Here is a 14,024-nt window from a genome sequence, read left to right as displayed (position 1 = left end):
GAACTGGTCGCCCAACGGCTGGCCGGGTCGAGATCGAACGCCCTCGCCGGGGTGCACTGGTAGCAGTTCGCGTCGCTCTGGTCGCTGGAGGCGACCGCCGGCTTGTTGTACGACAGCAGCCGGGTCCCGCCGGCCGGCGGAGTGGTCGGGGGCGGGGTGGACGGGGTGGGCGGCGGGGTGGTGACCGGTGGAGTCGTCGGTGGCGTGGTGGGCGGGGTGGTCGGCGGAGTGCCGGTGCCGGTACGCACCTGGAACTCCCAGAGCGAGTAACCGAACCCGGTGCCCCGGACGGTGCCGTACACCCGGATGTAACGGCCGCTGCCGGAGACGGTCAGGGCCTGCACCCCGCCGGTGCTGGTGGTGGTGGAGTAGATCGAGGTCCACGGTCCGGTGGCGCTCGCCGAGACCTGGATCTGGTACGCGCTGGCGTAGGCGGCCTCCCAGCTCAGGGTGACGCCGCAGATCGACTGGGTCGAGCCGAGGTCGACCTGGAGCCACTGCGGGTCGGTGAACAGGCTGCCCCAGCGGGTGGCGGCGCTGCCGTCGGTGGCCGCTGCGGCCGGGGTGCCGACGGCCTGGATCGAGGAGGCGGTGGTCGGCCGGTTCAGGGCCGCGTTGGTGGTGCCGCAGGCACTGGGTACGTCCGGACCGTAGACCTGGAACTCCCAGAGCGAGTAGCCGTACGCGCTGCCGCGCTGGGTGGCGAGCATCCGGACGTAGCGGCCGGTGCCGGAGACGGTCAGCGACTGGGTCCCGCCGGTGCCGGTGGTGGTGGAGTAGACCGAGGTCCAGGTGGTGCCGTCGGTCGACACCTGGATCTGGAAGGCGCGGGCGAAGGCACCCTCCCAGACCAGGTCGACCCGGCTGATCGGCACGCTGGAGCCGAGGTCGACCTGGAGCCACTGCGCGTCACTGAACGCGCTGGACCAGCGGGTGCCGGCGTCGCCGTCGACGGCCGCCGAGGCGGGCATCGCCGCCGACTCGACCGAGGACGCGGTGGCCGGGCGGCCCTGGGACAGCAGCGGCTCGGCCGCCCCGGCCCGGTCGGCGGAAATTGCGACGTACGCGCTGAGCAGCGCGACGAGAGCGCTCAGCACGACGATCGGGCGCCACCGGGTCAACCGGCGGCGCTGGACGTCGGGCAGCAACACGGCCCCATCCATCGTTCCTCCTTGGAGCTGGCGCAACGCATCGATGAGTCGCTGCGGTTACGCGGGCGTGTCGAACATGTGTGAGAGCGCTCTCTTATCCGACACTTTCGCGCTCACAACGAGAGGAGTCAATGCCTCGCCGGTTCCGGAACTTGGCCGAGGTGCCCATGTCGGGGCAGGCTCGGATGATCACCATCAGACGAGGGCAGATCTGGACACGCAGCGCAACATCCTCATCACGGGACCGGGGCGTCCTTTCCCGGCAGCCGGGCGTCGTCGGCCCACCCGAACCGGAACCGGTACGGTGCGCGGATGCGACATCTCTGGAGCTTGCTCGCCGGAGTGGTGGCGGCACCGTTGACCTGGGTCCTGATTACTCTCGGTCAGGACGGGTCGACCCGCACAGTCACCCGCTGGCTGGAAATCGGCAGGTACAACACGGCCAACCTGATCGAGCCCTCGGTCTACCTCGCGGTCGCCGGGATCCTGCTCGGTCTGCTCGGCACGCTGCGGTTCTCACCGCTCGGCCCACTGATCGCCGGGCTGGCGCTGATCACCCCGTACGTCGGGCTGTTCGTCGACCCGTTCTGGCTGCGGGACAACGTGCCGACGAACTGGAAGGTCTTCGGTGATCCGCTGCCGCTGCTCCACCCGGTGGAGAACGGCACCCTCTTCTTCGTCGGGGCGCTGCTGCTGATGGCGGTCTTCAGCGGCCAGCGCTGGCGGCGGTGGCCGGCACCCGTACCGGCGCCGGAGACGGCGGCGGTCGACGGGACCGACGACGCCGAGCCGTACCCGCGCGACTGGTCGGCCCTCCAGCCGGACCTGGTCGAGCGGGACGCCGCACCGCCGACCCTCGGCTACCCGGATCCGCCCGCGCCGACGCCGGTTCCGGCTCCGACGGCACCCACCCCGCTGCCCCGGCGGACCGACAGCGAGAGCCCCTGGTCGGCCCCGCCGCGCAGCACCGCCAAGTCCGAAACCCCGCCGAAGTAACAACTCCCCCGACCCTCGACCGCGAAAAGCGTGGCTGCCCGCTCGTCGGACAGCCACGCTTTTCCGTGCCGGGCCGCGGCCGGTAGGGGCACTACCGACCCGGTACGGACACCCGCCGCTGTAGCGCGTCGGCGAGGTCCCGCAACTCGGGTACGTCCCCCGCGTCACGCAGGGCCTGTTCGAGTACGGCGTCGTGTACGGGTCGGGCCCGCTCCAGGAACTCGCGACCGGACCGGGTCAGCTCGGTGTAGATCCCCCGGCGGTCGTCGGCGCAGATGATCCTGGTCAGCAGGCCGCGTTCCTCCAGCCGGTTCACCAGCCGGGTGGTCGCGCTCGGGCTGAGCGCGGCGGCGCGGGCGAGTTGCTGCATGCGCATGTGCCAGCCGTCCTGCCGGGCCAGGGCGTCCAGCACGGTGTACTCGACCACGGAAAGCTCGACCGCACGGGTGAGCGCCCGTTCCAACGCCGTATCGATCAGACCGTGTAGCGCGGCCAGCGTCCGCCACCCCTGGGCGCGCACCTCGACGGCGTCGTCGCCGATCCCCATCCGGGCCTCCCGGGCATAGATAGTTGCGTACGCGTTCTAATGGTGTGTGCAACTATGAAACCTGGCGCGTGCAACTATCAGCGTACGCGTGGTGTTCGCCGACGTACAGACGGAGAGACTCATGCCGCTCGGACTCATCGCCCTGGCCCTCGGGGGCTTCGGCATCGGACTGACCGAGTTCGTGATCGCCGGCCTCCTGCCCGAGGTCGCCGCCACCTTCGACGTCTCGGAGGCCGCCGCCGGCTGGCTGATCACCGGGTACGCCCTCGGCGTGGTGGTCGGCGCGCTCGTCCTCACCGCCGCCACCACCCGACTGCCCCGCAAGCCCGTACTGCTCGCCCTGCTGATCCTGTTCATCGCCGGCAACCTGCTCTCGGCGATCGCCCCCGACTACGGGCTCATGCTCACCGGCCGGATCGTCGCCGCCCTCTGCCACGGCGCGTTCTTCGGCATCGGCTCGGTGGTCGCCGCCGGGATGGTCCCGCCGAACCGCAAGGCCGGCGCCATCGCGATCATGTTCACCGGACTGACCGCCGCGAACGTCCTCGGGGTCCCGCTGGGCACCCTGCTCGGCCAGCAACTCGGCTGGCGCTCCACCTTCTGGGCCATCACCGTCGTCGGCGTCGTCGCCTTCGCCGGCATCGCCGCCCTGGTACGCGTACCGCGCGAACCGGCGGGCGCCGGCGGCCTCGGGTACGAGTTGCGCGCGTTCCGCTCCGCGCAGGTCTGGCTCTCGCTGCTGGTGACCGTCCTCGGCTTCGGCGGGATGTTCGGCGCGTTCACCTACATCGCCTACACCCTCACCGGCGTCAGCGGCTTCTCCGCCTCGGCGGTCCCCTGGCTGCTCGTCCTCTTCGGCGGCGGGCTCTTCGTCGGCAACATCGTCGGCGGCCGGTTCGCCGACCGGTCGGTGGACCGGACCCTGATCACCGTACTGGCCGGGCTGGTCGTGGTGCTGGTCCTCTTCGCGCTCACCGCGCGCAGCCAGCCCGCCACGTACGCGGGGCTGCTGCTGATGGGCGCGTTCGGCTTCGCCACCGTGCCCGCCCTCCAGACCCGGGTGATGAGCTACGCCGACCGGGCCCCGACACTCGCGTCCAGCTCCAACATCGCCGCGTTCAACCTCGGCAACGCGTTCGGCGCCTGGGTCGGCGGGCTGACCATCTCCGCCGGCCTCGGCTACACCTCGCCGATCTGGGCCGGCGCCGCAATCACCGTCGCCGCCCTGGTCGTCCTGCTCGTCGCCCGTACCACCGCCGGGGTCGACCGGGACCGGGCGACGCAGACCGACCCGCTCCCGCCGGTGCCGGCACCGGCCGGCTGAGCGATCATCAACGGCTGATCGTCGACTATGGAGTGATTGCCTATAATTCCTGTCCTTTGGCGTTGGTTGGCAGGGGGACGGCATTGGCTCGTCAGGAACGGCCCGTGGATCCGACCGCTGGACCGCTCTCGTTGTTCGCGTACGAGCTGCGCAAACTTCGCGCCGAAGCCGGTAACCCGACCTACCGAAGGCTGGCCGCGCTGGCCGGCTACAGCCCGTCGACCCTCTCCGCCGCCGCCAGCGGAACCCGCCAGCCGAGCCTCGACGTGGTGCTCGCGTACGTCGGTGCCTGCGGTGGCGATACCGCCCAGTGGCAGCGGCGCTGGCTCGAACTGGACGAGGCGCTGCGACCCACCGCTCCCACCACCGGCGGCGACCCGGCCCCCGCACCGGCACCGGCACCGGCACCCAAGCCGGAACCGGAACCGAAGCCGGAACCGGAGCCGGAGCCGGTGACTGCGGCCGACGGGCCGGGCGGGGCCGGGCGGACGGATGGTCACGGCGGCGCACCCGGGCGGCGGCGGAAGCTCCGGCGGCTGGTGGTGCTGGCCGTGGTCGCGGCCGCCGCTCTCGCCGGCACGGCGGCCGTCGTGCCGGCGATGACCGGGGTACGGTCGCCGACCGGCGCCGAGCCGCCAGCGCACGCCCCGACCCCCGCCCCGACCACGGCGACCGCCTGCCCGCCGCCGACGGCGAACCCGACATTCACCGCCGTCACCTACGGCAGTGGGGCTCATGTGCGGGGAGAACCCCGGCGCGACACCGGGATCATGTTCACCGTCCCGCCCGGCTGCACGCTCGCCTTCACCGGCTACTGCCTGGGCGAGAAGATCGCGGACTCCACCGCCAACACCCCCGACATCCGCTGGTTCGCCCTGCCGGGCGGCGGATACGTCGCCTCCGGTGTGGTGCACGGCAACCCGCCGGCCGACCTTCGGCCGTCCCGGTGCGCGGGGGACCGCCCCGGCCCCGCCTCGATCACGCTCGTGATCGCCCCCGATGCGAGCGGGCCGGACCGGATCCGGCTGAACGCCACCGGCACCCACGTGGAGATCGTCGGGTTCGCCGCCTACTACGCGGACGACCCCGCGCTGCCGGCCGACCGCCGGTGGCACCAGCTCACGCTGACCGGCACGGCCGACCCGGCCTTCGAGGTCACCTGGCCGCTGGACCGGTTACCCGCACCACCCCGACCCGGCGACGGGATCCCGGTGGCCGCGGTCGCCTGCCTCGGCGGCGGTGCACCGACCGACGTGGTCGACATCCGGCTCGCCCACGCCGACGGCACCGGCGCCCCGGAGCGGTTCGAGCCGACCCCCGAGCAACTGCTGGCGGCCCGCCGGACCGCATGCCTCTACCCCTGAACCTCAGCCGGTTGGCCCGGCGGAACGGGTCCCGCCGGGCCAACCACGGACGTGGCGGGCTCAGCAGCCCTGACGGCCGGAGTGGATCCAGTACGTGGTGCCGGCCCAGTCGATCTCGCCGTACGCGTCGACGCAGTTGTTGGCCGTACCGGTGACCCCACGGGGACCGGCGTAGTAGGAGTAGCTCTGGTTGTCCTTGCTCGACACGGCGGTCGCGGTGCAGGCACCCGACCCGCCGGTCTCCGCGCACCGGGCGATCTGCACCGAGGTACGCGCCGAGACGCCGTACGACGCACCACGGTGGTACATGCAGGCGCTGTTCGTACCGCCGTTGCTGCTGTTGTAGTAGATGACCAGCTCGGCGACCGGGTTGTTCACCGGGTACGCGTAGCTGTACGTGATGGTCCCCGAGCAGGCCACCGCGGCCTGCGACGGTGCCGCCGCGCCGACCAGCACCGTGCCGAAGGTGACCAACGCCAGCAGGGCCCCGAACGCTCTGCGCAGGATCATGTTCTCCGCTCCTCCGGGACGGGGATGGATGAGTGCCGTCCCGACCTCCATTCCACGAAGCGGCGGAATTGTTCGCCACGCCGACCAGCGACGATCAATCAACGTCGAACAATTTCTCCCGCCCGTACGTCTCCAGCAGCCGCAGCCAGATCTCGCTGACCGTCGGGTACGCGGGCACGGCGTGCCAGAGCCGGTCGATCGGCACCTCGCCGACGATCGCGATCGTGGCCGCGTGCAGCAGTTCGGCCACGTCCGGGCCGACGAAGGTGACGCCGAGCACGACCTCGCGGACCGCGTCGACGACCATGCGGGCGGTGCCGGAGTAGCCGTCGGCGTACACGCTGGCCCCGGCGACCCGGCCGATCTCGTAGTCGACCACCCGGACGTCGTAGCCGGCCGCGCGTGCCGCCTGCGCGGTCAGCCCGACGGCGGCGACCTCCGGGTCGGTGAAGGTGACCTGTGGCACCGCCCGGTGGTCGGCGGTGGCGACGTGGGCGCCCCACGGGGCGTCCGAGACGGCCCGTCCGGTGGCTCGGGCGCAGATGACGTCGCCGGCTGCCCGCGCCTGGTATTTGCCCTGGTGGGTGAGGAGAGCGCGGCGGTTCACGTCGCCGACGGCGTACAGCCAGTCGACGCCGGGCACGCGCATCGTGTCGTCGGTCCCGATCCAGTCTCCGGGGGTGAGTCCGACCGTGTCCAGGCCGATGTCCCCGGTACGCGGCGTCCGGCCGGTCGCGACGAGCAGCTCCCCGGCGGTGACCGTGGGCCCGCCCTCGGTCTCGACGGTCACCCCGTCGCCGTCGCGGGTCACCCGCGTGGTCCGGGTGTCGAGCAGTACGGTGACGCCCTGCTCCCGCAGCGCCTGCGTGACGGCCTCACCCGCGAACGGCTCCATGTCCCTGAGCAGTCCGCTGCGGGAGATCAGGGTGACCCGGGTGCCGAAGCCCGCGTACGCGGTCGCCATCTCGACGCCGACGACCCCGCCGCCGACGATCACGAGGCTCGCCGGAGCCGTCTTGGCGCTGGTCGCCTGGCGGCTCGTCCACGGACGGGCGTCGGCCAACCCCTCGATGTCGGGCAGGTGCGGGTCGGAGCCGGTGCACACCGCCACCGCGTGGCGCGCGCTGAGCACGGTCGCCCGGCCGTCCGGGCCGGTGACCGTGACCTGCTTCGGGCCGGTGATGCGCCCGTGACCTCGGGCCAGGGAGATGCCGGCGCCCTCGACCCACTGCACCTGGCCCTCGTCGGACCAGTTGGCCGCGACCGAGTCGCGGCGGGCGAGCACGGCCGACACGTCGAGGTCACCGGTCACCGCCTGCGCGGCGCCGGGAACCTGCCGGGCGGCCCGGAGCGCCTGCGCGCTGCGCAGCAGTGCCTTGGACGGCATGCACGCCCAGTAGGAGCACTCCCCACCGACGAGTTCGTGCTCCACGAGTACGGCGCTCAGGCCACCCCGTACGGCGCGGTCGGCCACGTTCTCGCCGACCGCGCCCGCGCCGAGGACGATGAGGTCATATCCGGCTGATTCCATGGCCCTACCCTCTCAGGTCGCGGGGCCCGGTCGGGCGGTACCCGTGACCGGCCGAGGATCAGCGCTTTCGGGCGATGCCGCCGGCCATGAGTCGTTCGGCGACGGACAGGTCGTGGGTGATGGGCGCGTCGGGCCGCCATTCGGGCAGCGAGACCAGGCCCGGCTCGACCATGTCGAGGTCCCCGAAGAAGCCCCGGAGTTCCTCCGACGTACGGAACCGGCCGGTGCCGAGCACGCTGAGGTAGGTCTGCTCAAGCGCGGCGGCTTCGGGGAAGGACGCACAGAAGCTGGTCATGAAGAGGTGACTGCCGGAGGGGACGGCGTCCATGTACGCCTTTGCCACGCCCTGCGGGTCCTCGCTGTCGTGCAGGTGGTGCAGGATCCCGACGAGCAGGACACCGACCGGCTGGGAGAAGTCGATCAGGCGGTGCACCTCGGGGTCGGCGAGTACGGATCCCGGATCCCGCAGGTCGGCCGTGACCACGGCCGTGTTCTCGTTCTCGACCAGCAGGGCCCGGCCGTGGGCCAGGACGATCGGATCGTTGTCGACGTAGACGACGCGGGCGTCCGGCGCCGACCGCTGCGCCACCTGGTGGGTGTTCTCCCGCGTCGGCAGCCCGGAACCCAGATCCATGAACTGCCGGATGCCCGCCTCTTCGACCAGGTAGCGCACACCCCGGCTGAGGATCTGCCGGTTGTAGGCCGCCACCTCGGGAAGCTGCGGCACGATCTTCAGCATTTCGCCGACGACGGCGCGGTCGATCGCGAAGTTGTCCTTGCCGCCGAGAACGACATCGTAGGCACGCGCGATGCTGGGTTTCGAGGGATCGACGCCGACAAAAGTCGATCGGTCCTGGTCCGCCATGAATCCTTCTTTCGGAATGCCCCACCCGGTCCGGAAGGTGATGATCCTAGAGGACGTCCGGCGCCCCGCGCGGGTCATTCGACCATTATGGACAATTGCCCGGCCGCGTTCGGCGCGGACACGCTGGTCAATCTGTCACCCAGAGTTGGCTGACTGTCCAACGGCCGTGAAGGGGCGAAGTCGGGTCGGCACAGAAAGCTCATGATCATGACTTCGTACACACTCTCGGCATCCCCGCTCCGCCGGGTCGGCGCCGCCACGGCGGCCGTGGCCGTTGCCGTGGGCCTCGGTCTGCTCCCGGGTGGTCGGGCCATCGCCGCCAGCGACGTCCTACCGCTGGGCGACACGAATCTCAGGGAGACCCGCGTCATCCAACCCCTGACCGACGGCGTCACACTGACCCACATCGTCCGCGGGACCGAGCCGGCTCCGGCCGACCAGATCAACACCACCAGCCGGGGCCCCTGGGTCGTCAACGTCCTCACCATCGACCCGAAGAAGACCAACGGACACCTGGCTGCGACGTACGGGCCGGACCTGGCCCAGGTCGAGACGACCACCGATCTCGTACGGTCCGCCGGTGCCCTGGCCGGCGTCAACGCCTCCTTCTTCACCTTCACCGCGAGCCAGCAGTACCCCGGCGACCCGGTCGGACTGGGTCTGTTCGACGGCAAGCTGCTCAGCGAGCCGGGAACCGACCCCAACGAGGTCGACATCGTCGTGGACGCCAACACCAACAGGGTCGTCCTGATGGGCCGGCTGGAGTGGACCGGCGGCATCCGGAACACGCGTACCAAGGCCACGCTGCCGCTGGAGTTCGTCAACCACCCGCCGGTGATCCCGGCGGAATGTGCCGCGCTGGCGGACCAGACCCGGTGCACCCTGCCCGGCGACGTGGTCCAGTTCACCCCGGAGTTCGCCGCCGCCACCCCGTCCGGCCCCGGTGTCGAGGTGGTGCTCGACGCGCGCGGCTGCGCGGTCCGTACGTCGACGACCCGTGGCACCACCCTCGGCCCGGACCAGACCTCCCTACAGGCGACCGGCCAGGAGTCCCTGACCCTGCTCAACGTCGCGAACGGTTGCGTCAAGCAGACCACCACCCTGACGAACGAGAAGGGAAAGAAGCTCACCCTGCGCCCCGGACTGTTCGGGGTGAACGGTCGCTACCGGCTCACCGCCGACGGGGAGATCGTGGTCCCGGCCGGCTCGCCCTCGGACAGCTTCTTCGCGCGCAATCCCCGGACGATCGCCGGAACGACCCGTGACGGCCGGATCGTGCTCGCCACGATCGACGGCCGGATGACCACGAGTGTCGGCACCACGATGGCGGAGACCGCCGCGGTCGCCGACGCCCTGGGGCTGCGCGACGCGATCAACCTCGACGGTGGCGGCTCCACCACCATGTCCGTCGACGGCGACCTCGTCAATCAGCCGAGCGGCGGCAGCCAGCGCGCCGTCGGTGACGCCCTCGTCTTCGTGAACACCCCGTTCGGCGGTCAGGCCCGGTAACGCGGTCAGCACGGTGGTGGTCCGGGCCCGGTGGTCCGGGCCACCACCGCCGCCGCCCGGGACCGCCACCGATCCGGTGGCGGTCCCGCCCTCGTGTGCGCCGATTCTCAATGTCCACAGTGGTGGCGCTCGACTACCGTGCCGGGTCACGGGGATTCGAAGACTAAGTCCTAGGAGCCCTCCAACTCCCTCCTAGCACCCACGAGGAAGCATGAGCGGATCAACTCTGCGCGGGCTCGGGTCGGTGGTCGTGGCAGCTCTCGTCACCACCCTGACGGCTGTGGCACCGGCGCACGCGGCGAACGCGACCGGCACCATCGCCGGCACCATCACCGAAAACGGCACACCGGTGCCGAACACCTCGGTCTACGTCACGTCCGACGACGGGACGTTCAACGACTCGACCACCACCACGGCGACCGGACAGTACGAGGTCCGGAACGTGCCGGCGGCCGCGTCGGCGTACCGGATCAGGATCGAACCGCCCGGCCGCCCCTTCCAGTACGTGCCGAGCAAGACCAGTCGGGACACCGCCACCCTGTACTCGGTCACGGACGGGGGCCGTACGGTCGCCGACGACACCGTGCTGCCGACCGGCACCATCAGCGGCCGTTTCACCGACAGCACCGGCAACGGCGTCAGCGGGGTCTGGGTCGACGTCGCGGACGCGGTCAACGGCGGCACCTCGACCGGTGCCCCCGCCGGCTTCGACGGCAGCTACTCCGTGGCGGTGTGGCCGGGCACGTACACGGTCGCCTTCCACTTCGGCAGCGGCCAGCGCCAGTACGCGTACGGCCAGCCGGAGCGCGACACGGCGACGCAGTTCACCGTCGCGGTCGGCCAGACGGTGACGGTCAACGACGTCAAGCTCAGCACCGGAACGCTCACCGGCCAGTTGACCAAGGCGGACGGCAGTCCCGCCGCCGGTTACTTCGTGCGGGCCGAGGGCGACGGCCCGTCCGGCTACGGACGGACCAACGAGTCGGGGACGTACGAGATCGCCGATCTCCTGCCTGGCAGCTACCGCGTCGCGTTCGAGCTGCCCTCGGGCGGCTACCAGTGGGCGCACCAGGCGGTCACCCGGGACGCCGCGCAGCTGTTCAACCTCGCCAGCGGCGCGACGACCGTCGTCAACGAGCAACTGCTGCCGACCGGCTCGGTCGCGGGCCGGTTCACCGACCAGGCCGGTCAGGGCATGGCCGGCGTCCAGGTATACCTCTCGGTCAACGACGGGAACATCAGCACCGAGACCGCCACGGACGGCAGCTACCGGCTCGACGACGTCCTGCCCGGCACCTACCAGGTCCAGTTCTACGACTGGCGGAGCAACCTCAACCAGTACGCCTACGGCAAGGTGAGCCCGGAGACGGCCGACCCGATCACGGTCACCGCGAACCAGACCACCACGGTCAACGACAGCCGGCTCGCCACCGGGACCGTCCGGGTCACCGCGAAGAACAGCCTGACCGGGGCGGCGATCGAGAACTTCTGGGGTTCGATCGGGGATCAGATCGTCACCTCGACGGGCGGCGCGGTCGTCCTGACCGACATTCCGGTGGGGACGCACCGGCTCGCCGCGAGCGCCGACGACTACGTGTACGACCACGACGCCGCCACCGTGACGGTGACCGCCGGCCAGCAGACCGAGGTACAGGTCAGCCTCACGCCGTACGCGAAGATCAGCACCAGGGTCACCGACCGGGCGACCGGGGCCGGGGTGCCGAACATCTGCGTCTCCGCCCAGAAGGTCAAGACGTTCGTCTTCCAGGACGGCTGCGAGCGCACCGACTCGACCGGCGCGGTGACCCTGTCGCTGGCCGACCCGGACTCCTACAACCTGTTCGTCCTGCCCAGCACCGGCAGCCCGTACGGGGCGCAGTGGGTCGGCCCGGATGGCGGCACCGGCACGCAGGACGCGGCCCGTCGGATCACCGTGGCGAACGGCGAGACCAAGTCCGTACCGAAGATCAAGCTCGACCCCCGGGGCACCATCACCGGCACGGTGAGCAGCCACAACGGCGCCCCGGTACGCAACGGTTCCGTGGGCATCGTCGGCCCCGACACGGGCGTCGGTACGGACACCCGTTACTCGGCGGTCTCCGCCGACGGCTCGTACAGCATCAACTGGCTGGGGCCGTACCAGTGGCCGTTGCTGTTCAAGGCGGCCGACTACCCGTTCCAGTGGAGCGGCGGCGTCGGTAACCGCCTCAACGCCCAGGCGGTGCAGGTCGGCGGTAACCAGCCGACCGACTTCGACTACACGCTGAGGCAGGGCGCGACGGTCGTCGTCACCGTGCCGGACGGTCTGGGCTGGGGCCGGGTGATCATCCGCAACGCGGTCACCCGGGATCCGGTCGCGATCATCGACAGCGAGAGTTTCACCGCCGGGGTGCCGACCCCGGTGCTCGGCGGCCAGAAGGTCAAGGTCCAGTACGCCGAGAACCGCGACCGCTGGTACGGCGGTACGGATTTCGACAGCGCGACGGCGGTGACGATCCCGCGCACCGGAACGGTGCAGGTGACCTTCCCACCGGCTGGCTAGATCCAACGGCCCGACCGGTGGGGGGGGGGGGGGCGGGGGGGGGGCCCCCCCCCCCCCCCCCCCCCCCCTCCCCCTCCCCCCCCCCCCCCCCCCCCCCCCCCCCCCCCCCGCGACCGTCCTACGTTCGTGTCATGCCGATGGACCCGCGCCGGCACTCGGCGACCCTCGTCCGGAGGAGTTGCGGCGGATCGCGGCAAGCAGTGGCGGCGAGTGCCACGCCGGTTCGCCGCTGAACCACTGTTGCACCACCGGGGACGGCGGCCGTACGCCGCCCAGCGCGTAGAGCGCGATTGCGAGCAGCGTTCCGCCGGAGGCCAGACCGAGGCAGACCCAGAGGGCGGTCCGGGCGCCCTCTGCCGGGCTGTTCCCGACGGTCACGGCGATGTATAGCAGGATCGGCGTGATCATGAACGCGGCCACCGCCCGCAACAGTTCGATGATCGCGAACACCCGCTGGAGCGCGGCGTTGCGCAGCGAGAAGCCGGCGACGAACAGCGCCGGGGTGACCGTGGCGCCGACGCCGATCCCGATCAGCCCCGTCGCGATCAGCGTAGTGATGTTGCCGGGTGGGACGCTGCTGACGACGAGCGCGATGCCCGCGATGAGCGAGAGCATCCCGGCCAGCGCGAAATAGTGCAGTGCCCGGGTGGTGAAGAGCCTCGCGAACAGCAGCGCGGCGATCACCGCCCCGCCGAACTCGGGCAGGTAGAGCAGTCCCAGGTCCAGGGGTGAGTGTCGGTCCCGGAGCACGACGCTCGTCAGCGCGATCGCGGGCAGGGAGGACGCCGCCGCGGTCATGGCCACCACTATCCCGGCCACCGGCAACGTGCTCGTGAGGGGCCGCACGATCAGCAGCGGGCGCCTCGCACGGTACTGCTGGACCAGGAGGATGACGATCAGCGTCACGCCCACGGCCAGCGGCGCCAGCGCGGTGGCGTCGAGGGACTGGTGAGGCAGGAACTGTGAGGCTCCGTAGAAGGCGGCCACACAGCCGGCGGTGGCCAGTGCGACGGCGATCGGGGAACGCGTGGCCGTGGGGTCCGCCGGCGGCACGTCCTCGAAGGTCAGCAGCGACAACACCAGCGCTGCGACGGCGATCCCCGTGATCACCCAGAACAGCGGCCGCCAGGCGTTGGCGTCGGCCTGGATGCCGGCGATCAGCGGGCCCAACGCGACCGCCCCGAAGATCGACAGGTTGAGGATCGTCGCCGTCGGGCGGAGTTTCGACGGCGGGAATCCGGTGACGAGCGGCGGTACGGCGGCGATCAGCAGGAGACTGGTGCACAGGCCCTGGAGGATGTGACCGATGGTGAACTGCACCACCTCGGTCGCCGACGCCGTCAGCGCCGAACCGATCACGAGGGTCGTGGTGTAGACGATCAGCATCCGGCGCTGGGGCAGATGCTGGGCGAGTTGCACCGACAGCACTGTGCCCAGCGCGTACCCGGCGTTGGCCAGCCCCTCCGCCAGACTCGTCTCCCCCTCGCTCATGTCGAGCTGTTTGGAGATGATCGGCATGAGCGGGTCCAGCGCCGCCGAGAGCACCAGGTACGGAGCGAGCGCGGCGACGACCATCGCCGCCACTGCCGGGTAGTGGCCGCCCAGCGGACCTTTCCTCGTCATTTCGGCAGCCTCGTCATCCCCGCAGCCTCGCCAACGGACCGGAGCGGTCTGTGCTCGGCCGC

11 protein-coding genes are annotated in these 14,024 nt (G+C 71.2%); 5 read left to right on the top strand and 6 right to left on the bottom strand.

Going from position 1 to position 14,024, the window contains the following annotated elements; genetic code table 11:
* Positions 1–1,163 (bottom strand): discoidin domain-containing protein (locus ACZ6QQ_RS27705; protein WP_465880257.1); only part of this gene is annotated, 1,163 nt, incomplete at its 3' end.
* A 300-nt stretch (positions 1,164–1,463) separates the two neighbouring features.
* Here ACZ6QQ_RS27705 and ACZ6QQ_RS27700 point away from each other — a divergent pair.
* Positions 1,464–2,147, top strand: a complete 684-nt coding sequence (locus ACZ6QQ_RS27700) for a hypothetical protein (protein WP_465880255.1) — start codon at positions 1,464–1,466, stop codon at positions 2,145–2,147.
* Positions 2,148–2,238: 91 nt separating this feature from the next.
* Here the strand turns inward: ACZ6QQ_RS27700 and ACZ6QQ_RS27695 are convergent, their stop codons facing one another.
* Positions 2,239–2,694, bottom strand: coding sequence for a MarR family winged helix-turn-helix transcriptional regulator (locus tag ACZ6QQ_RS27695; protein ID WP_465880254.1), 456 nt, complete (start codon positions 2,692–2,694; stop codon positions 2,239–2,241).
* 121 nt (positions 2,695–2,815) lie between these two features.
* On the opposite strand from ACZ6QQ_RS27695, the gene ACZ6QQ_RS27690 reads away from it, so the two are divergent.
* Together ACZ6QQ_RS27690 and ACZ6QQ_RS27685 are read left to right on the top strand one after the other, a co-directional pair.
* On the top strand, positions 2,816–4,018 hold the full coding sequence (locus ACZ6QQ_RS27690) for an MFS transporter (protein ID WP_465880253.1): 1,203 nt from the start codon (positions 2,816–2,818) through the stop codon (positions 4,016–4,018).
* A 104-nt stretch (positions 4,019–4,122) separates the two neighbouring features.
* Positions 4,123–5,382, top strand: coding sequence for a helix-turn-helix domain-containing protein (locus tag ACZ6QQ_RS27685; RefSeq protein WP_465880252.1), 1,260 nt, complete (start codon positions 4,123–4,125; stop codon positions 5,380–5,382).
* Positions 5,383–5,442: 60 nt separating this feature from the next.
* Here ACZ6QQ_RS27685 and ACZ6QQ_RS27680 read toward each other — a convergent pair whose 3' ends face one another.
* The 3 genes from ACZ6QQ_RS27680 to ACZ6QQ_RS27670 all read right to left on the bottom strand — a co-directional run bounded on the left by ACZ6QQ_RS27680 (position 5,443) and on the right by ACZ6QQ_RS27670 (position 8,288).
* Positions 5,443–5,892, bottom strand: a complete 450-nt coding sequence (locus ACZ6QQ_RS27680) for a hypothetical protein (RefSeq protein WP_465880250.1) — start codon at positions 5,890–5,892, stop codon at positions 5,443–5,445.
* Between the two features lie 94 nt (positions 5,893–5,986).
* The gene (locus tag ACZ6QQ_RS27675; RefSeq protein ID WP_465880249.1) at positions 5,987–7,423 is read right to left on the bottom strand and encodes a dihydrolipoyl dehydrogenase family protein; all 1,437 of its coding nucleotides are present in this window, start codon (positions 7,421–7,423) and stop codon (positions 5,987–5,989) included.
* A gap of 58 nt (positions 7,424–7,481) precedes the next feature.
* Complete coding sequence (locus ACZ6QQ_RS27670; protein ID WP_465880248.1) at positions 7,482–8,288, bottom strand: SAM-dependent methyltransferase; 807 nt, start codon at positions 8,286–8,288, stop codon at positions 7,482–7,484.
* Between the two features lie 207 nt (positions 8,289–8,495).
* Here ACZ6QQ_RS27670 and ACZ6QQ_RS27665 point away from each other — a divergent pair, with 207 nt between their 5' ends.
* Positions 8,496–9,797, top strand: a complete 1,302-nt coding sequence (locus ACZ6QQ_RS27665; RefSeq protein WP_465880247.1) for a phosphodiester glycosidase family protein — start codon at positions 8,496–8,498, stop codon at positions 9,795–9,797.
* Between the two features lie 211 nt (positions 9,798–10,008).
* Positions 10,009–12,339, top strand: a complete 2,331-nt coding sequence (locus ACZ6QQ_RS27660) for an MSCRAMM family protein (protein WP_465880246.1) — start codon at positions 10,009–10,011, stop codon at positions 12,337–12,339.
* Positions 12,340–12,468: 129 nt separating this feature from the next.
* Here ACZ6QQ_RS27660 and ACZ6QQ_RS27655 read toward each other — a convergent pair whose 3' ends face one another.
* Entirely contained in the window at positions 12,469–13,962 is a 1,494-nt protein-coding gene (locus ACZ6QQ_RS27655; RefSeq protein WP_465880245.1) for an MFS transporter, read from the bottom strand.
* Positions 13,963–14,024 lie beyond the last annotated feature (62 nt).

It is taken from the genome of Micromonospora sp. NPDC049529, assembly GCF_055586685.1.
Note: the sequence above shows the minus strand (reverse complement) of the source record. Positions and strands in the feature narration are given on the sequence as shown.